Source organism: Microbulbifer maximicatervae (SeqCode), from assembly GCF_052468095.1.
The window spans coordinates 568533-587235 of the sequence record NZ_CP174332.1 but is presented as its reverse complement, the minus strand read 5'-3'; the positions used below and the strand labels follow the sequence as shown (position 1 = coordinate 587235).

The 18703-nt window shown below is 47.2% G+C and carries 19 protein-coding genes; 12 read left to right on the top strand and 7 right to left on the bottom strand.

Features of this window, described 5'->3' with window-relative positions; all coding sequences use genetic code 11:
* Positions 1–64: 64 nt before the first annotated feature.
* On the top strand, positions 65–967 hold the full coding sequence (locus ACJJIL_RS02520; protein ID WP_445361130.1) for a LysR family transcriptional regulator: 903 nt from the start codon (positions 65–67) through the stop codon (positions 965–967).
* Between the two features lie 109 nt (positions 968–1076).
* Positions 1077–1772: a pirin family protein gene (locus ACJJIL_RS02515; RefSeq protein ID WP_444896101.1), complete on the top strand. Its 696-nt coding sequence runs from the start codon at positions 1077–1079 to the stop codon at positions 1770–1772.
* Positions 1773–1828: 56 nt separating this feature from the next.
* On the opposite strand, the gene ACJJIL_RS02510 is transcribed toward ACJJIL_RS02515, so the two are convergent.
* Positions 1829–2653, bottom strand: coding sequence for a right-handed parallel beta-helix repeat-containing protein (locus ACJJIL_RS02510; RefSeq protein WP_445361129.1), 825 nt, complete (start codon positions 2651–2653; stop codon positions 1829–1831).
* A 572-nt stretch (positions 2654–3225) separates the two neighbouring features.
* Positions 3226–4014 carry a NosD domain-containing protein gene (locus tag ACJJIL_RS02505; RefSeq protein ID WP_445361128.1) on the bottom strand — a complete coding sequence of 263 codons (789 nt, stop codon included), beginning with the start codon at positions 4012–4014 and terminating at the stop codon, positions 3226–3228.
* Between the two features lie 348 nt (positions 4015–4362).
* Here ACJJIL_RS02505 and mbhE point away from each other — a divergent pair, with 348 nt between their 5' ends.
* The 7 genes from mbhE to mnhG are packed head-to-tail and all read left to right on the top strand — an operon-like array spanning position 4363 to position 10106.
* Positions 4363–6648: a hydrogen gas-evolving membrane-bound hydrogenase subunit E gene (mbhE, locus tag ACJJIL_RS02500; RefSeq protein WP_445361127.1), complete on the top strand. Its 2286-nt coding sequence runs from the start codon at positions 4363–4365 to the stop codon at positions 6646–6648.
* Entirely contained in the window at positions 6645–7064 is a 420-nt protein-coding gene (locus tag ACJJIL_RS02495) for a Na+/H+ antiporter subunit B (RefSeq protein WP_444915528.1), read from the top strand. Before mbhE ends, ACJJIL_RS02495 begins: the two co-directional genes overlap by 4 nt.
* 1 nt (position 7065) lies before the next feature.
* A complete protein-coding gene (locus tag ACJJIL_RS02490) occupies positions 7066–7440 on the top strand; it encodes a Na+/H+ antiporter subunit C (protein WP_444907269.1) in 375 nt (124 codons plus the stop codon).
* Positions 7437–8942 carry a Na+/H+ antiporter subunit D gene (locus ACJJIL_RS02485; protein ID WP_445361126.1) on the top strand — a complete coding sequence of 502 codons (1506 nt, stop codon included), beginning with the start codon at positions 7437–7439 and terminating at the stop codon, positions 8940–8942. Before ACJJIL_RS02490 ends, ACJJIL_RS02485 begins: the two co-directional genes overlap by 4 nt.
* Before the next feature lie 21 nt (positions 8943–8963).
* Complete coding sequence (locus ACJJIL_RS02480; protein WP_413663317.1) at positions 8964–9437, top strand: Na+/H+ antiporter subunit E; 474 nt, start codon at positions 8964–8966, stop codon at positions 9435–9437.
* On the top strand, positions 9437–9772 hold the full coding sequence (locus ACJJIL_RS02475) for a cation:proton antiporter (protein WP_444911519.1): 336 nt from the start codon (positions 9437–9439) through the stop codon (positions 9770–9772). Before ACJJIL_RS02480 ends, ACJJIL_RS02475 begins: the two co-directional genes overlap by 1 nt.
* Complete coding sequence (gene mnhG / locus ACJJIL_RS02470; protein ID WP_413663319.1) at positions 9762–10106, top strand: monovalent cation/H(+) antiporter subunit G; 345 nt, start codon at positions 9762–9764, stop codon at positions 10104–10106. The genes ACJJIL_RS02475 and mnhG overlap by 11 nt, the downstream gene beginning before the upstream one ends.
* 3 nt (positions 10107–10109) lie before the next feature.
* Here mnhG and ACJJIL_RS02465 read toward each other — a convergent pair whose 3' ends face one another.
* The 4 genes from ACJJIL_RS02465 to ACJJIL_RS02450 are packed head-to-tail and all read right to left on the bottom strand — an operon-like array spanning position 10110 to position 12871.
* Complete coding sequence (locus ACJJIL_RS02465; RefSeq protein WP_445361125.1) at positions 10110–11210, bottom strand: 5-(carboxyamino)imidazole ribonucleotide synthase; 1101 nt, start codon at positions 11208–11210, stop codon at positions 10110–10112.
* A 12-nt stretch (positions 11211–11222) separates the two neighbouring features.
* On the bottom strand, positions 11223–11714 hold the full coding sequence (purE, locus tag ACJJIL_RS02460; protein ID WP_282931253.1) for a 5-(carboxyamino)imidazole ribonucleotide mutase: 492 nt from the start codon (positions 11712–11714) through the stop codon (positions 11223–11225).
* Between the two features lie 6 nt (positions 11715–11720).
* Positions 11721–12650: a sodium-dependent bicarbonate transport family permease gene (locus ACJJIL_RS02455; RefSeq protein ID WP_282931252.1), complete on the bottom strand. Its 930-nt coding sequence runs from the start codon at positions 12648–12650 to the stop codon at positions 11721–11723.
* A 5-nt stretch (positions 12651–12655) separates the two neighbouring features.
* On the bottom strand, positions 12656–12871 hold the full coding sequence (locus ACJJIL_RS02450) for a hypothetical protein (RefSeq protein WP_444911521.1): 216 nt from the start codon (positions 12869–12871) through the stop codon (positions 12656–12658).
* A 113-nt stretch (positions 12872–12984) separates the two neighbouring features.
* Here ACJJIL_RS02450 and ACJJIL_RS02445 point away from each other — a divergent pair, with 113 nt between their 5' ends.
* The 3 genes from ACJJIL_RS02445 (at position 12985) to ACJJIL_RS02435 (ending at position 17515) form a co-directional block, all read left to right on the top strand.
* Positions 12985–13914: a LysR family transcriptional regulator gene (locus ACJJIL_RS02445; RefSeq protein WP_413663323.1), complete on the top strand. Its 930-nt coding sequence runs from the start codon at positions 12985–12987 to the stop codon at positions 13912–13914.
* Between the two features lie 323 nt (positions 13915–14237).
* Positions 14238–15002 carry an OmpW/AlkL family protein gene (locus ACJJIL_RS02440; protein WP_445361124.1) on the top strand — a complete coding sequence of 255 codons (765 nt, stop codon included), beginning with the start codon at positions 14238–14240 and terminating at the stop codon, positions 15000–15002.
* Between the two features lie 152 nt (positions 15003–15154).
* Positions 15155–17515: an autotransporter family protein gene (locus ACJJIL_RS02435; protein WP_445361123.1), complete on the top strand. Its 2361-nt coding sequence runs from the start codon at positions 15155–15157 to the stop codon at positions 17513–17515.
* A gap of 80 nt (positions 17516–17595) precedes the next feature.
* On the opposite strand, the gene ACJJIL_RS02430 is transcribed toward ACJJIL_RS02435, so the two are convergent.
* On the bottom strand, positions 17596–18513 hold the full coding sequence (locus ACJJIL_RS02430) for a glycosyltransferase family 2 protein (RefSeq protein WP_413663326.1): 918 nt from the start codon (positions 18511–18513) through the stop codon (positions 17596–17598).
* Between the last annotated feature and the right edge of the window lie 190 nt (positions 18514–18703).

Genomic DNA, 18703 nt, shown 5'->3' with positions numbered 1-18703 from the left:
TCAGGGCTGCCCCAGGCTCCTTAAACCTTGGAACAGCCCTTCGCAGCCTTCAAAGAGTACCCAGATGCAAAAAACCACTCTGGAACAGTGGCGAATGTTTAAAGCTGTCGCAGATGCCGGCGGCTTTAATCAAGCCTCTTCCCACGTTCACAAAAGCCAGTCCAGTATTCACAATGCAGTTAGCAATCTGGAAGCTGCACTCGGCGTAAAATTGTTTGAAGTCTCGGGTAGAAAAGTGGTAATTACTGAAGCCGGTAATTTAATGCTACGCCGGGGCCAATACCTACTGGATGAAGTCTCACGTATTGAGGATATTGCCGGCTCCCTTAACCAGGGAGTGGAATCCGAGCTGCGTATTGCCGTAGATGGCGCCTTTCCCCAAAGTGTCGTTTTTCAGGCTCTGGAGAGAGTTTCCGCAATTTATCCACAAGTGAATATTGATATCGTTGATACCGTACTATCCGGCACTAATGAGTTGATTCAGGAGGGGCTGGTAGATCTGGGACTTTCCGCCTTCCGCATGAAGAATGCCCTCAACGATGAGATTTGTCGTATCGAATTTGTGGCTGTAGCCCATAAGAACCATCCACTACATCAGCTGGGATACGAGCTGAGCTATGAAGACTTGAAGTCCTATCGCCAGATTATTGTGCGGGACTCCGCACTGCAGACCAATAGGGATTCCGGCTGGCTGGGGGCAGAGCAACGCTGGAAAGTGGGCAGTTTACGGGCATCCGTGGATTTAATTGTACAGGGGCTGGGGTTCGCCTGGCTGCCTTTGCCAATGGTCTCAACACTACTCGAGAATGGCACTCTAAATCGACTCCCCTTGAAAAATGGCGGAGTGCGCTCCAGCAGTTTTTACCTGAACTTTAAAGACCAGGATAAATTAGGCCCCGTGGCGAGGGAGTTTATTGGCGAGCTTCGATTACTTACTTTAGATATGCCCACCTCTGAGGAAGGCTGAGTATTCTATTTATACGAATAATAAGCTTCTTTTTATCCAATATTTCTTTATATCGCAGAAGACTATCATAGCCCTAACATTCTACTTACTGCACTAATAGGGGCTTGCTATGTATTACTTCAGACCATCACATGAACGCGGTCAAGCCCGCTTTGGCTGGCTGGACAGCAAACATACCTTTTCATTCGGACACTATTACGACCCAAAACACATGGGTTTTTCTGCACTGCGCGTTATCAACGATGATACAGTAAAAGCAGGGGCCGGATTTGACACCCATGGACATCGGGATATGGAAATTATTTCCTATATTCTTGAAGGTGCTATCGAACATCGGGATAGTGAAGGCAATCACTTTGTCGTTCCCGCTGGCGAAGTTCAGATAATGAGCGCCGGAACCGGAATTACCCATTCCGAGTTCAATCACTCGAAAACAAAAAAATTGAAGTTTCTTCAAATCTGGATTCAGCCAAATCAGAGGGGTATTCAACCTGTCTATGAGCAAAGGACAATAAACCAAACGAGCATGCTGACTCCATTGGTAACACCCAGTGGTCGAGATAATTCGTTAAAAATCCATCAGGATACCAGCCTATATCGTCTTCAAATAGAGCCTGGAGAGATTCTACAATTGGATACATTGCAGCGCCCTGGCTACCTACATATCATAGATGGAGACATCATTATTAAAAATAATCGCCAGTTAAGTGCCGGGGATGGTCTAGGCATATTTAAAGAAATAATAAGGCTAAAAGCAGCAACAGATGGAGCAACGGCATTATGGTTTGATTTGCCTATAGTCTAATATTCATAACCTCACTAGGCTACTGGCCCACAGAGTAGCCCCCCTGACAACACTAACTAATCAATACAAGAATTATTTGCTGTACCAAAATCATTATTTATCCACTGAAATCGCCCACAAGGAATAGTATTTTGATCACTCAAATCATCTCCAGAATTATCTCGCGCAGTACTATTAAAAATCAATCCACCTGACATAGAACTGGCTTCAGCTAGTATTCCATCAACACCATTATCATTGGCCGTAACACTATCTAAGGTAATATTATTAGCGGTTGTAATTACGAAACCCGATCCGGAGTTTGATAGAGCGCTACTTTGTTTAATATAATTATTATTTCCAGAAATCTCCACACCTGACTGTGTATTCTTTTCAAATGCAGAAAGTATAATCTGATTATTCGCGCCAGCCAGCCTAACCCCAACACCACCATTACCAATAGTAGAGGAACCAGAAATAACATTGTAAATAAAATTAGTATCAGAAATAACGGAAATACCAGAAAAATTATTAAGAACTACTGTTATAAATTCCAAATAGTGCCCCCCCACTCCCTCTACAGAAATGCCAACATTACAAGATTCAACACTTCCCGCGCCGAGAGAACTATCTGAAAGCGTCCTTCCTGACCCTAGTATTTGCACCCCTATCCCAGCCCCATTGCAGCTAATAGTATAACCATTTAAATCCAAGGATCCTGCATCAGTGATAGTAACAGCGGGACTTGTAGCACATGCAACAATAGATGCATCCAGAGTCTCTGGAGTAGTAACCGTGTCACCGCAGCTTACCGCGAAGGCGGCACCCGCCAGTGAAAAAGCTGAAACACCAGATATCGTTAAAAGCGTAAATCTTGTGAGGTTAGCACATTCAGTTTTCATATCATTTCATCCAATCATAATTAATTACTACAAAGCCTGGAATTTTCGAGGCTATTGATAGTGTGACAGAGAGCTAGGATTTATCTATGGGATCTCCTTCCCAATTAAACGTGAATTAAATGTCTCGTAAAGTGAATGAAAAATATGCCCCGCACAAGATGGTCATTCCTAGTGGTAGTATTCAGAATTCTGAATACTACCACTAGGAGACCCGCCAATATTTGAAGAGTTGGTCTATTATGATATGCCATTTCCAAGTCTCGGAATCGATTACTTTAAAAATGGCCAACTCATTATCCAATACCTAGATCCCCCCTAACTGCAACCTTTAACGCCTACCCTTAAAAAGGCGGAGTTCGGACCTACAGCTTTTACCCGAACTTTAAAGATCTCGATAAACAGGAGTCTTTGAAATATAGATTTTGGCGAGTTAAGCTTGCCAACAAGTTATATAGATACTGCTGTCCCAATGTGACATAGAAATTAGCTTATTTTTATGTCTTGCAATAACACCTAAACTTGCGTCAACCAAACCAAATACATCTGCAAAGAATATCAACCCCATAACCCTCCTATTGGATACATGAATCATTAGAGCTACCAAAGGTATTTGAAATCCATACATTATTCGCACAGGCAGGATTATTTTGGTCCCTAAGGTCCGTATTACCACTATCATTCACTTCATTTCCTGTAATAACATTACCATGCTGATTATCTGCCTCTAATAGAATTCCATTTGTTCCATTTTCATCCAATGAATTCCCAACAATTAGGTTATTATCTGCATCTAAAATAACAATTCCGTTATCATCATTTAGTTGATATTCACTTGAACTTATTACATTACTACTTCCAGAAACTTCCATACCGGAAGAATTATTAGCGCTTATTTCTGCATTTATTACTTGGTTAAAGTCACCCAACACCCGGACACCCACACCGGAATTAAAACTTGAAAATAAATCCAAAACAACATTATTGTTACTTGTAATTGCAACACCAGAATTAGAATTACTCATGACACTTACATTTTGAATAAAATGCGCTCCAACCCCTTCAACGGAGACACCTGTTGCACAATTCTCTATAAACCCTCCCCCCTCTGAGTTACTCAGAATCCTTCCAGCACCTTGCAGATTTACGCCCACCCCAGAACCATTACAGCTAATTGAGTAACCATTTAAATCCAATGTTCCAGCATCAGTAATAGTGACCGCAGGGCTTACGGCGCATGACTCTATCGCCCCTTCCAAAATTTCCGGTACAGTTACAACATCCCCACAGCTCACAGCAGAAACACCACTGGACAGAAAAACAGCAGAAGCTCCCACTGCAGCTAAGCATGCCAATTTCAACATATCTATTCTCCTATGTTATATTCCACACTTCTTCATTGTGCATAAATACTTGCGACTCAATAACAGGAACAGTGTGAGGGGAATGGGGTATTTATCTATAGGATATTTTTCTTAATTATTAATCCAAGTGATTGGATAAAATTATAAGAATACAAATCCGCTGCCGCCTTTAGCATTAATCATCATACTCTTTCGAGATCCCGGTTTGACCTCTCAGATTATTCACCTGATACGGACAATCAAGAGTAATTTGATCCTAAGCACTCTAGCTCAGGAATAACACCTAAACTATTACCCTGGCAGTGAATCACTACTGTATATAGGCATCGAGTCACCAGGGATAAAATAATGGAATCAGAAGGCGACATGGAAAGTCGCAATGGCGATAAAAAAACGCCGGGAAGATGGATCTCTCTACTTTCTTCGATCCCTCCGGCCATTATTGCCTTGTCATTGCTTTTTCATCTGCCCGATATTTCCGCTGGTAGAGAGTTTTCTTTTGGCATTAGCTGGGTTCCAGAACTTGGCGTATCCCTACGCTTCTATATTGATGGCCTCAGCTTTTTATTTGCCTTATTAATCAGCGGTATCGGCTTTTTCATCACCATTTACGCCGCTGAGTATTTACGCGGCAATCCACTATTGCGGCGCTTCTTTCTCTATCTCTATCTCTTTATGGTCGGAATGCTGGGTTTGGTATTGGCATCCGATCTCATTACTTTATTTGTGTTTTGGGAAGTGACGACGGTCGCAAGTTACCTCCTGATTGGCTTTAACCACTCCAGTGCTGTTGCACGACGTTCAGCTTTACAGGCTTTACTAGTGACCGCCTTAGGGGGGCTTTGCTTACTAACCGCTTTCCTATTAATGGGAGAGATTGTCGATAGCTATGATCTTGAAGAGTTGTTAATAAAAGGAGAACAAATTAAATCCAGTTCACTGTATCTTCCTATCTTGATACTGGTACTTATCGGAGCATTTTCAAAGTCGGCACAATTGCCCTTCCATTTTTGGTTACCCAATGCCATGGCGGCGCCAACACCTGTGAGCGCATATCTACATTCCGCCACTATGGTCAAAGCCGGTATTTACCTTCTTGCGCGCCTACATCCGGTACTGGCTCACACTGAATACTGGGAGTGGATTTTAACCTGCACCGGTATTGCCACTGCCGCAGTAGCGGCATTGGCCGCCCTGCGTCAAACAGACCTTAAACTGGCCCTCGCTTATACCACCGTTATTGCCCTCGGCACTATTACCATGTTTCTGGGTTCTGATGCTTCAGCTGCCGTCGCCGCTGCAATTACTTTCTTGCTGGTTCACTCTTTTTATAAAGCCGCACTGTTTATGGTGGTGGGCATTATCGATCGGCAAACAGGTACCCGGGATTTAACCAGGCTGCACGGTCTGGCAAAATTATTGCCCTTTGCTTTTATAGCTGCACTGGCTTCAGCCCTATCCATGGCAGGATTCCCGCCGTTCCTTGGATTTATTGGTAAAGAGCTTAAATATGAAGGTGCACTGGCGGTAGCTTCAGAGCCCGCACTGGTGGGCACAGCAGCAATTTTTGCCAATGCAGTAACGGTGACAGTAGCCGGCATGGTGGCCATCAAGCCCTTCTTTGGCCCTCCCCCCAAAGATGCCAGCCGCATACGCTGGGCACCCCCCGGTTTATGGATAAGCCCACTAGTTTTAAGCGCCTTCGGCCTCACATTTGGTTTGGCCCCGGACTTAGTCGGTGGCGGACTGGTGGAACCGGCACTGACAGCGATACTTGGCCTTCCGGAAACCATCGACCTGAAACTCTGGCACGGTATTAACATTCCGCTCCTGATGAGCATTCTTACTTTTGTGCTCGGGGTGATTATGTATGTCAATTTAAAACGTATGCGTGCCTGGCTAAACTGGGACTTTACCCATGCGCCAACTAGCGCCGATCTACTGTGGGATAAATCCTTAGAACTATTAAAAGCTTTTGCCGCACTGCAAACACGCATATTGCAAAATGGAATTATGCGTCGTTATCTCACAGTCATTTTTGTTACGCTCTCGATGGCCCTTTTTTATGCCTTTGTTCATACCGGCCACTTCTCACTGGAATACACTGCGCCACGACTTAATTTAAAAGAGTGGGCAGCCATACTGCTGACGGTAGGAGGTACGTTTACTGCGGGTTTTGCGCGTAAACCTCTGACTGCCATTTGCGCTCTCGGCGCTCTCGGTGTGGGTATCGCTCTAATTTATCTCTTCTTTGGTGCACCGGATGTGGCCATTACACAGATTCTGGTGGAAACACTCTACTTGGTATTAATTGCTGCGATTCTTCCACGCCTGCCCGTATTTACTCCCGGCAAGAAGGAAGGCTTTCGTCCCAGGGATGCATTGCTCGGTGCCACAGTTGGCCTTTTGTTTACCATTAGCATTCTGGTGGTTCTGCAAACCCCATTCGAGAGCCCAGTGAGTGAATTTTACAAGGAAGCTGCTGTACCCGAGGCTCATGGGCGCAATATCGTCAATGTCATTCTGGTGGACTTCCGGGCCCTGGATACTTTCGGGGAGATTATTGTGGTGTTTACCGCGGCTGTCGCTGCGGTGACCTTACTCGGTCATCATTTAAGACGGGGCAAGCAGTGAATTCTATTATCCTACAGACAGCGACCCGTGTGTTGGTAGCCCTGATCTTGGTCTTCTCCATTTATATGCTGTTGCGTGGACACAATTATCCCGGAGGCGGATTTATTGCTGGATTAATTGCCGCTTCTGCTTTTGCCTTATTTGCCATGGCTTGGGGTATGGAGGCGGCACAAAGTGCTCTGCGCATACCTCCAGGGACCCTCGCCGCCTGGGGAGTTGTCATCGCCGGATTATCTGGATTGATGGCTCTATTTTGGGGAGACGGTCCCTTTTCCGGACAGTGGTTTGCCATAGTAGGCAGCAAGGAAGATGGCGGAATCATTATCAGCAATCTTTTGTTTTTTGATATTGGGGTTTACCTGACAGTACTTGGAGCCGTTCTCACACTCATTTTTGCTTTGGAAGAGGCCAGTTGATATGGAGTCTCCCCTCGCCGTTGTCGTCGGTATTCTGATTGCTACCGGCGTATATTTGATGCTTGCCCGCCATCTCTTGCACTATCTATTTGGCTTGGTACTAATTAGCAATGCCGCCAACCTGGCAATTTTTATCGCCGGGCGGTTGACTCGCGCCTCACCACCCCTGGTACCCGAGGGCCAGGAAGCCCCACAAATTATCGTTGCCAACCCCCTACCCCAGGCCCTGATCCTAACTGCGATCGTAATTGGCTTCGGCCTGCTGGCCTTTGCCCTGGCCCTGATCGCCCAGGCTTACCGTGAGCTGGGTACATTGGATGTGGATAGCATGCGTATTGCCGAGCCTGTCAAACCCAAGAGGAAGAAGACTACTTGAGTTGGTTATTGGCCCTGCCATTCCTGATCCCTATCGCCACGGCGTTAATCACATTTCCCGCTCGAGGCCGTAGATACCTTTGCTCTGGTATTTCGATATTGGGGTGCCTTACCGCCCTTTGCATTAACCTTTATATTCTTGTCCTGGTAGAAAGCCAGGGCCCTCAAGCTGGGCAAATGGGAGACTGGCAAGCTCCCTTCGGAATCACATTGATCGCCGATCGGCTCAGCGCGGTAATGCTGTTGATCAGTGCCATCGTGGGTTTGTGTGTCTCTCTATTTGCCATTTCAGATATCAGTGAGAAACGGGTAAAACTTGGCTTTCACAGTTTCTTCCAACTGTTATTGGCCGGTGTTAGCGGTAGCTTTATCACCGGCGACCTATTTAATTTGTATGTGTGGTTTGAGGTGATGCTGATTGCCTCTTTCGCACTGCTGGTACTGGGGGGTGAAAAAATACAGCTGGACGGTGGCATCAAGTATGTAGCATTAAACCTAGTATCCACACTGTTGATGCTGACCTCTATCGGGTTGCTTTATGGACTGACAGGCACCCTTAATATGGCGCAGCTGCATATTTCTCTGGTCGAGGTACAAAATCCCGTCGCGATTTCAACATTGGCAGTTATTTTTATCTGCGCTTTTGGAATTAAGGCGGCAATATTTCCACTCTTTTTTTGGTTGCCCGCTTCATACCATGTTCCACCGGTCGCTGTAACCGCTGTATTTGCCGGTCTTCTGACCAAAGTCGGCGTCTATGCGCTAATTCGCACCTTTACTTTAATATTTCCCAATGATTTGGAATTCACCCGGGATATTTTATTGGGAGCCGCATTACTCACCATGCTGACGGGTGTTTTGGGCGCAGCAGCACAGTACGAGTTCCGCAAGATACTTGCATTCCATATCATCAGCCAGATTGGATTCCTGGTATTGGGATTAGCACTGAACAGTCCTTTAGCATTGGCCGGATCTGTGTTCTACATGGTTCACAATATTGTGGCAAAGACAAATTTATTTCTGATTAGCGGTACTGCCCAGCGCCTTACTGGCAGTTATGAGCTCAATGAAATTGGTGGTTTATATCGCGCCAGCCCACTTCTCTCTACTTTCTTTTTTATCGCCGCATTTAGCTTGGCGGGGTTCCCACCATTATCTGGGTTCTGGGCAAAATTGCTATTAGTCAAAGCAAGCCTCGATCAGGCCGCCTATATCGTCGCTGCCGTCGCACTGATTACCGGGGCGCTCACCCTGTTTTCAATGAGTAAAATATGGGCAGAGGCATTCTGGAAGCCACACCCCCAGGAGCACTGCAAAAATTTATATAGCCTCAGCGGCGCAGAGCGCTTCCAGCGACTGTTGCCAGTCGCGTTATTGGCATTAATCACTTTGGCTTTGGGATTGGTTCCCGAGCCTTTTATCGAATACTCCCTGGGGGCTGCCGGAGAGTTATTGGAGCCTGATGATTACCTGAATGCCGTGTTACCAGGTACCACTCATTAACTTTGGAATGGATAAATAGAAATGCGTATTTTTCTATTAAATTTATTGCTCGCGATCAGTTGGTCGGCCCTGACCGGCAATGCCTCCATGGCAAATTTTTTCTTTGGTTTTCTGATCGGATTTCTGGCGCTGCGAGTCTCACCTATATTACCCGGGGCACAGACTTATTTTACCCGCTTGCCCCGTTTGGCTCATTTATTCTTTTTCTTTATCGAGGAGCTTGTTTTATCCAGCCTGCGTGCCGCCTACGAAGTCTTTTCGCCCCGCTTGCAAAGCCGGCCCCTGGTAGTACGACTACCCATGGAGAGGCTCGATAGAAACCAGATTTTTATTCTCACTAACTTAATTTCGCTGACACCGGGCACTATGGTATTGGATGTCACACCCAACAATGATGCCTTAATCGTACATACTATGTTTGTCAGTGATCCAGAAACCTTTCGCGAGGAGATTAGGGAGGGATTTGAGAAACGGGTTAAGGAGGCCGTTTCCTGATGTTTCTCACAATTATCGATATTCATTCGCCACTGGTCACAGTAGCAATCAATATTGCCTCCTTTCTATTGTTACTCGCCCTGGTGATGTGCTTCCTGCGTATCGCTTTGGGCCCCACCTTAGCAGACAGGGTTGTCGCCCTGGATGTTCTCAATATTTTGGCGGTAGCCTACTGTGCACTACTGGCAATTGCCTCGGGACAGCCCGTGTATCTGGACGCTGCCATCGCCCTGGCCCTGGTCGCATTTTTAGTGAGTGTGGCCTTTGCCCGTTTTATTGAAAAAAGCGGCTCGCGCACAGTCACCCACAGCCATAGGGATCGTGATGACATTTGATGAAATTTTTATCGCTTTGATAATTCTGGTGGGCAGTTTTTTTGGGTTCAGCGCCGCTTTGGGCTTGCTGCGAATGCCGGACTTTTACACTCGAATGAGTACATCGGGAAAAGGGGCTACGGTGTGTTGCGGATTATTGCTAGCGGGCGTAGCAATTCTTTTTAGTGACGCTCAGGTGACAGCCAGGGCCATTGCCGCCATTTTATTCTTATTACTTACAGTGCCAATCGGTGTCCATATGATTGCCCGGGCGGCTTATCGAGCCGGCACTCCCATGTGGCGGGGTACCGGCTACAAACTCAAGTTCAAGAACCCGATGCGCAATATTCAGTAAGCACTAAATCTTTTCGCCGTAAAGTTCTTCAATCATATTTTCGCTGCGCTGGCGCAGGTGCTCCATATCCGGGTCCTGTAAAATGACATGACCCATTTTGCGCCCAGGGCGAAGTGCTTTGCCGTACAGCCAAACACCATCGTTATCCTGCTTCGGAGCTACATCAACCCCCAACATATTGACCATCGCAACCGGCACCGGGCAGGCAGTATCGCCCAGGGGCATATCCAGTATCGCGCGGATATGATTGGCAAATTGGCTGGCCTCAGGGCCGACAAAGGTCCAGTGACCGCTGTTGTGAACTCGCGGTGCCACTTCGTTGACAATCAGGCCGCTCTCACTGACAAAACACTCAACGGCCAATACACCCACATAGTCCCAGTCCTTCAACAGGGTCGCCAGGTAACCCTCTGCGGCCTTGAGCAGCTCCGGGTTGTCGTAGGGAGCGGTGGACAGCAGTAAGGTGCCGTTGCGGTGGCGGTTTTCCGTCAGCGGGTAAGCTTTGATTTCACCGGATGCCGAACGAGCACCGATAATGGAGACTTCACAGGCGAAATTCACCCCAGCCTCAACCACACACTCCTGATCACTAGCTTGGGGAATGGCAGCATCCAAGTCTGCAGCACTCTTCACACACCATTGGTTCTTGCCGTCGTAGCCATTTTCACAGCTCTTAATAAACGCCGGATATCCCAGTTGGTCGACCGCTTCCCGCAGCTCTTTTTCACCCTGTGCTGCTGCGAAAGGTGCAACAGGCAGTCCAGAGTCTGTGAGTGCTCGCTTCTCACGCAAGCGGTGCTGGGCCTTCTCTGTAATATGCGGGTCCGGATATACCGGACAGAAGGGCTGAAATGAGCGCAGCAAATCCACACTCACTTGCTCTCTCTCACTGGTGATCACTTCCGGGCGTCCCAGTGCCTGATATAAGGCCTCAGGATCCTGTCCCGGTTCCATCTCCACGATAGTCCCCAGTCCCTTCACACAGTCCGTGTTTTCACCGGTCTCAGCCAGGAAACTGAACTCCACTCCGAGGGGCTGCCCCTCTTGAGCCATCATCTGTGCCAACTGCCCACAGCCAATAATGGCAACTCGTCTCTTACTCACAACGATCTCCTATCACTCAACCGTGATCGGGACTTGCTCGGTCTGGCGCTCACGCCAGGCGATCAGGCGCTTCTGCAATTCCGCATCAGCCAAAGACAACATCTGCGCAGCCATCAAACCTGCATTGTAGGCACCGGAAGCACCGACCGCCTGGGTTGCTACCGCCACACCGCGAGGCATCTGCACAATGGATAACAAGCTGTCCATACCCGTCATAAAACGGCTCTCAACCGGCACTGCGATCACAGGCAGAGGAGTCAAAGCAGCGATCATACCCGGCAGGTGGGCGGAGCCGCCGGCGCCAGCAATAATCACTTCGGTACCGGATTCGTGGGCACGGCTGGCAAATTCAACCATGCGCTGGGGAGTTCTGTGGGCCGAAACCACAGCAGTAGCAAAGGGAACTTCGAGCTCTTCCAGAGGCTTAGTCGCGTTGCTCATGGTGGCCCAATCTGAGCGGGAACCCATTACGATAGTGACTTTTTCAAAGGGAATCGGCTTCACTTGCGATTAACTCCAATATTGAACGAGCGCCAGATAGACGGGAATCGCCACCAGCACATTGAAAGGAAAGGTAACTGCCAGGGACAAAGTGATGGACACACTAGCATTGGCCTGCGGCAGGGCAACGGACATAGCCGCAGGCACAGCGATATAAGAGGCACTGCTACCGAGCACCGCGAGCAGAAAGATACCACCAGGCGACAAACCCAACAAACTCCCCAAGATACCGCCAGCGGCACCGCCAATCAGCGGCATAAAAATGCCGAAGCTGAGCAGGAAAGCACCCTGCCCTCTAACATCGGCCAACCGCGCCGCAGCGACACGCCCCATTTCCAGCAGAAAGAGCGCCAATATGCCATGAAACAGGGTCCCAAACAAAGGCATTACTGAAGCGGTGCGCTCTCCAGCCCAGGCTCCGATAACGATTCCCCCCAGGAGCAACAGTACTCCCTGGTTGCAGGTGACCTCGTGAAATACCCGGCGCTTACTCGAACTGCCCATCGATTGCCGCGCCAACAGCATGCCGACAATGATTGCCGGGACTTCAAGAAGTGCTACAAACAGAGGGAAATACGCTTCGTATTCAATATTCTGTGACTGTAGCAGGGCCACAGCCACCGCGTAGGTGGCAACACTGACAGACCCATAATGCGCCGCCGTTGCCGCCGCATCCACACGTGACCACTTGCCAATCCAGCGCAAGATAGGGAAAGCCACCAGAGGTAACAGAGCACCAAAAGCCACCACCGCCAGGGACTGGGGAACCAGGGTGGCAGCAGAATACGCACTTAAAGCAGCACCACCTTTTAGGCCGATGGCGATTAGCAGGAAGATAACGCAGCTCTGGTAAAGACCTTTGGGTAAACGCAGGTCACTGCGAACCAGCTGGGCAAAGGCGCCCAGCAGAAAGAAACCAACAACAATATCCAACTGCATCTCTATCACTGTCCCCGGCGCAGTCTGGAGCGATTATTGGAGATACGTATGCGTTTCGGGGTTTGCTGCGCCATCAGCCAGTAAGCAGCATTGGCCAGAACCACCACTAAGCCTACAGCCATCAAGGGAACCCCGTTCATACCGGCAAGATTTACTGACAAGCCTGCGCATAAAACTAACAAGCCGACAACCACGCCAAAGAAGAGTTGTGATCTCTGCATTGATAATGCCCCCACTGGTTATTGAAATTGCCGCATTATCGGAATTGCTATTGATAGATAAAAATAGATATTTATTATGTAAACTATAAGCTCAAACCTATATAGGTGATTTTGTGCCCCTAACTCGTGCCCATGCCCGCATTGGAACCGTTCGACAACTGGAGATCCTGCTCTGCGTCTATGAGTTGGGCAATATCAGCGCCGCAGCCAGAAAACTGCACCTAACCCAGCCGAGCGTATCGATGCAACTGGCCAAACTCTCCGATGCGGTGGGTTTACCTCTGTATTACTCGGTGGGCAGGCAACTGCAATTTACGGAGGCCGGGCAAACCCTGGTAGAAAGTGCCCGGGAAATCCTGAAGAGTTACGAGTATCTGGACCTGAAACTGGCCCAATTGCGAGGGTTGGATACCGGCAGCCTACAACTGGCAGTAGTGACCACCGCCAAATACTTTATCCCCCACCTGATCGGGGAGTTTTATCAGCAGCATCCGCGACTGGATATCCACTTCAGGGTGGGCAACCGCCAACAGATCATTGATTACACTGGTGAGGATGAAGATGACTTCTACGTTTTCAGCCACCCTCCAAAGAGCCAGGACCTGGAGCTGGTGGAGTTTCTACCCAACCGCTTACTGGCGATAGCGCCTGAGAACCACCCACTGGCCTCCCGCAAGAAAATCTCCCTGCAAGAATTTGCAGGATGTCAGTTCCTACATCGGGAAGAGGGCTCCGGTACACGCCATGCCATTGAACAGTTCCTGCGCAAACGTAATGTAGACCTCAAGCTCCGTATGACCATTGAGAGCAATGAAGCCATTAAGCACGCGGTTATGTCCGGTCTGGGGGTCTCTATATTGTCGGAGCATACCCTGGCATTTGGCGGGCGTGCAGGCTTGTCAATTCTCGATGTCGAAGAGCTTCCTATTGTCACCCACTGGTATTTAGCTCGACGCAAATCACGCCCACTATCACCAGCAGCACAGAAGTTCCTGGAGTACGCCCGCAATCTGGAAAAAGTGCCCCTGGGTAATCTCCCATAGCCCAGCCTTATCATTGGAAAAGAGGGAAAGAATACACTGTACCCAAGACACGCAGTGGAAATTTCCCTGTAAACCCGAATAGACACTTATACCCCCAAAGGCACCAAGCGCATTATTCTTTCTCTTCTTATAAATTCCCTTCTCCCTGTAAACCTGGCTAGATAATTTAGGCCTCAAATTTTGAAAAATTCCCTACGGTCTTTTTCAGTCCTGCTACTTTTTGGGGTACTTGGCCCATGTACTGCCAATAATTATCAACCACAGCCACCTATGGCAGATAAGCTGTTTTGCCTGTGTCCGGATTTTCAGAGATGGATATCGAGATGACCTCAAAAGGAATTAATAAAGGAATTATTACTCTACTTTTCACTCTCTCAGCACTATCGACCCATGCCCAGGATGATTGGCGTGATATCGAATGGGGTGAATTTATTGTTCGTTTTGGCCTGACTTATGTCCAGCCAAACGATGAGGGCACCGCGCTTAAATACAGAGTTTTACAGCAATGGGATTTATACAACAGCAGTTGGCAAATCGACTCGACCCATGCTTGGCAAATATCGGGAGTGTGGCGGCCCAGCGATCGCTGGGGCATAGAATTAATGCATATTAATGGCGCCAGCTATGGTACAAAACTGGATAATTTCACCGGCAACCCTGGGCGAAACCAAATCCAGCTCGGCGACTTTAGCACTACAACGACAATGGTTTTCGGCAACTGGTACTTCTTAGATCCATCCTATCGCGCTCGCCCCTATATCGGTGCAGGAATCAATTACACCAATTTCCACACCGTTGAAATCAGCCGCCAGTTTAACGAATACCTGATAGATTCAGAGCTCTCGGTCGCACCGGGATCATTTAATATGGGGCACTCGTGGGATTGGGGGCTGCAAGCCGGCCTGGATTATATCTTTGATTTCCGCGACTGGAGATATCCTCTACTACTTAACGCATCCGCGATTTATTACCTGGCAGACACCGATGCCACTATCGACTTCCCCACTGAATTGGGCAGGGATCGCCTCTATGCCCATTTTGACTACAACCCCTGGATCATAAATTTCGGGGTGGGTATTAAATTTTAGTTATCGAAGAAATTTCATACAGTTGGGCGACAGCGAATACTCTTAAAATTTGAAGTTATTTCATACTCGAGCTGCGTTGTCCCCAACTATAACTTCGCCGCTAAAAACTTAATCGGTATTACAACTATCTGGCACAATATAAAGGAATAACTGTGTCTCCCCAAAAAACTGGTTTCCAGCTTTCTTCTGTAGGATTCGTAAAAATATTCCTACTCATTATGACGGTTTCTGCACTGCTTATTTTTAGCCGCCATTCTCTAGCACAATGTACCCCCGGCAATAGTGGTACCACTGCCGCAGATGAAATCACCTGTGACGAAGACAATGACCCCGATGGTGCGGACATAGAAACTTATGCCGGCAACGATACCATCATTCTTAACGGTGGAACGGCGGAAAATGTACTTGCGGGAGAGGGAGATGACGAAATTACTATCACGGGAGGGATTGTTACCTTATTTGCCGACGGTGGCGCTGGCAACGATACGATAACTCTCGATGAGCGATCCAGTGATGTAGGGAATTATCTCGGGGGAGGAGGCATTCATGGAGGCGATGGAGATGACACCCTGATTCTACTCGATGGGCTGTCCTTTCACGTCTGGGGAGGAGAAGGAAACGATACCATCACCTTGGATGGAGGGTTCATTTTTAACTACCTGGATGGCGGAAACGGCGATGACTATATCTATTGGGATGAGGGCATCAGTAACGAAATTCGAGGCGGCTCCGGATCAGACACCCTACTGATAGATTCACACTCTTTCGATGGAGACGTCATACTGGATGGTGGTGATGATCTCAGTGCAAATGATGGTGAAGTCGACAATTTAATATTTAAATTGGATTACTCTGTTGATGGGACTCTTCTAAACAATTGGGAAAGAGTCGTTATCTGGGGTAGCTCCAAAATGACATTCACTGGGAGTTTAGCTGTCGGAGGAGGTCTCGATTCGGAAGGAAATTCCCTCGGCCTGGATATTCGCTGGGGTGGGCAGGCATTTTTTGATAGCGACAGTTATGTAATTTCAGGAGATGTATCCAATAGTGGAACTATTGATCTATCCAACAATAGGTTCAACACCCTCACCATAGCCAAAGACGATAATGGAAATTATGGGCAATACCGCTCTAATAATGGGCGCCTATGGGTAGACGCCGTCCTTGAAGATGATTTTTCACAGAGCGATCAACTAATTGTGGAAGGAGACAGCTCTGGCACCACCACTATCTCTGTCTTTAACCGCTCAGGTAAAGGAAAGCGGACAGAGGGCAATGGTATTAAGGTGGTTTCCGTCAAAGGCGAATCAAATGCACAATTCACCCTGGCAGGGGACTTTGTCAGTAAAGATGATCAGCAGGCAGTGATAGGTGGAGCCTATGCTTACACATTGCACCAGAACGGCGCAGGAGGAAGTGATGATGGCAGCTGGTATTTGCGTTCAACTGTGGATAACTCTTCAGTATTCCCTGAAGGCGGAATAATCCGCTGGCAACCTACTGCAGTACTCTACGAAGCCCTCCCGCAAATTCTCAGAACACTCAATATTCCCTCTTCACTGCGCAGCCGCCTGGGAAATCGCTATTGGGTAGGTACAAGCTATTTGGACTTGGCCAGTAGCGAGTATAGCGATGCCCAAGAGCAGGCAATTGATAATCGTGGACTTTGGATCAGAAACTCTGCCCGACATATTACCCTTGATCCCAATGAGTCCAGTACCCGTGCAAACTGGAAACAGACTTACTATCAAGTACAAGTGGGCTTTGATTTACCAATACAAGTCTCCGTATTTGGAAGCCAACTTATTGGCAGCGCCGCTTTGCACTACGGCGATTCAAATAACGATGTGAATTCATTTTTTGGTGATGGCTCAATCGATGCGAGTAACTACGGCGTCAGCGCATTTGTCACCTGGTATGGATTGGATGGCATTTTTATTGATAGTCAACTTAAGCTAAATTGGTTTGACTTTGAAATGGATGCCAAATCACTGCGCGAACTCAATAATAGCGATGAAGCATTTGGTTACGCCTTGTCTATCGAGGGCGGTAAGAGTTTTAAACTGCATGATTACTATTCCTGGACACCCCATGCGCAATTGATTTACACCTCGGAGGAAGCCAATAACTTGCAGGATATCTATGCAGTACAAGCTACAGATATCAATAACAATGGCTTCCTCTTACGCTTGGGAACCATCTTTGAAAAGCGCAAGAGCCAACGTAAGAGTAGTCGCAATATGTATGGCTCAATTCCTTTGGAAAGGTTCTCTCTGTTCGCAACTCCAAGCCTTATTTACAATATCGACCAGAGGACTAATTTACTCGTATCGGAAACCCGACTCAGTCAAAAACCTGATACCTGGTACGGTGAATTGCGCTTGGGCGCGAGCTACGATGAGTGCGGTGATCACTGTTCTATCTATTCAGAAATTTATTACAGTAGCAGTTTGGAAAACCTGGGGAATAGTTTTTCCGGAGGCTTGGAATTAGGATTTCGTTATAAGTGGTAGCAATTTGAGATTAAACTGAAAGCCAAATATCAACCTTAGAGTGCGACAACTACATTACCTATAGATTAAGCAGCGCCTATTCACTCTAAGAGTAACTGAGATAAATTATATTCAGAGAATACTCTGCGTATTTTCTTATCGTTACCACACTTTCCCTTTAAATTTTGTTTCTTCAAGCCGCTAGCCTGACACCCAGGGATTGTTAAAAACCTATCCCTCCAGAAACGAACATCTGGCACTCTTGCGCAACGGACTCCTTGCCTCATGCTCATGGCTTTAAGCCAGATATCATCCGCATTAGGACATAACTCCAAAAACTTATCTTTATTCAGAACATCGGGATGTAAAGAGCCGGGATAATATAAAACACCCCCAACTCCAGTAGGAAAAACGCGATAAGAAGGTTTGATATTCATACTGCACTTCCAAGTTTCCCGCGTTGTCCTCCATTTATTGTAAGGTAATACATTACCTTTTTTATCAACACCTATCCTGTGAGCTCGATGACAGAAAATATGTGACGGAAACTTTAAATATGACTGATACAGCATATCGATGGCATCCATCGGGTAGAGGATATCGTCATCCACCGTGACTATCAGGCTATCAGGAAATTTTTGAAGCGCGTAATAATACTTTGTGTAAGGTCCTAGATCTTCATCAACAAATTCAATTCTCAACCCACGATCCACCTGCCTCATTAAAATGTTGGGCAACATATAATCTGGAAATTCTTTGGTCGATAGCCAAAGTACAATTAAATCCGCCTTTAGCGACTGCTGAAATAAACTCTCGATACATAAATGGATATCATGGATTCGCTTTCCATAACTAGTCAGAGAAACAACAATACTGTGTTTAGCCGCATTACCTACCCCAGAATCATTACCACTGAGGGTCGACTGCTCCAATATTCTCTTCCAGACCAGAGCATCTAATTTTAGGTTGTTGTTGATTGTATTTTTCTTGCTGCGCTTCGCCGTAAAACCCTTGAACATATTGACTTTACAATCTGGGGTTAAGACAACTCAATGCCTGGTTTTAGACATATACCTAAAAAGGACATTCAGTAATCCGTGGCCGCACATTAGAATTATTGAAATTCATAGTGCAGTAACAGAAATTGGTATAGGCGAGCTCACTTTTCCAAGATCGACCACACCCTCAATAGTAAAGGTATGGTCTAGT

Excerpts from the sequence above, each read along its gene's own strand:
- ACJJIL_RS02430 (WP_413663326.1), bottom strand. The coding sequence starts at position 18,513 with ATGTTCAAGGGTTTTACGGCGAAGCGCAGCAAGAAAAATACAATCAAC.
- mnhG (WP_413663319.1), top strand. The coding sequence starts at position 9,762 with ATGACATTTGATGAAATTTTTATCGCTTTGATAATTCTGGTGGGCAGT.
- ACJJIL_RS02490 (WP_444907269.1), top strand. The coding sequence starts at position 7,066 with ATGGAGTCTCCCCTCGCCGTTGTCGTCGGTATTCTGATTGCTACCGGC.
- ACJJIL_RS02515 (WP_444896101.1), top strand. The coding sequence starts at position 1,077 with ATGTATTACTTCAGACCATCACATGAACGCGGTCAAGCCCGCTTTGGC.
- ACJJIL_RS02510 (WP_445361129.1), bottom strand. The coding sequence starts at position 2,653 with ATGAAAACTGAATGTGCTAACCTCACAAGATTTACGCTTTTAACGATA.
- ACJJIL_RS02475 (WP_444911519.1), top strand. The coding sequence starts at position 9,437 with ATGTTTCTCACAATTATCGATATTCATTCGCCACTGGTCACAGTAGCA.
- mbhE (WP_445361127.1), top strand. The coding sequence starts at position 4,363 with ATGGAATCAGAAGGCGACATGGAAAGTCGCAATGGCGATAAAAAAACG.
- ACJJIL_RS02520 (WP_445361130.1), top strand. The coding sequence starts at position 65 with ATGCAAAAAACCACTCTGGAACAGTGGCGAATGTTTAAAGCTGTCGCA.
- ACJJIL_RS02440 (WP_445361124.1), top strand. The coding sequence starts at position 14,238 with ATGACCTCAAAAGGAATTAATAAAGGAATTATTACTCTACTTTTCACT.
- ACJJIL_RS02455 (WP_282931252.1), bottom strand. The coding sequence starts at position 12,650 with ATGCAGTTGGATATTGTTGTTGGTTTCTTTCTGCTGGGCGCCTTTGCC.
- ACJJIL_RS02505 (WP_445361128.1), bottom strand. The coding sequence starts at position 4,014 with ATGTTGAAATTGGCATGCTTAGCTGCAGTGGGAGCTTCTGCTGTTTTT.
- ACJJIL_RS02480 (WP_413663317.1), top strand. The coding sequence starts at position 8,964 with ATGCGTATTTTTCTATTAAATTTATTGCTCGCGATCAGTTGGTCGGCC.
- ACJJIL_RS02450 (WP_444911521.1), bottom strand. The coding sequence starts at position 12,871 with ATGCAGAGATCACAACTCTTCTTTGGCGTGGTTGTCGGCTTGTTAGTT.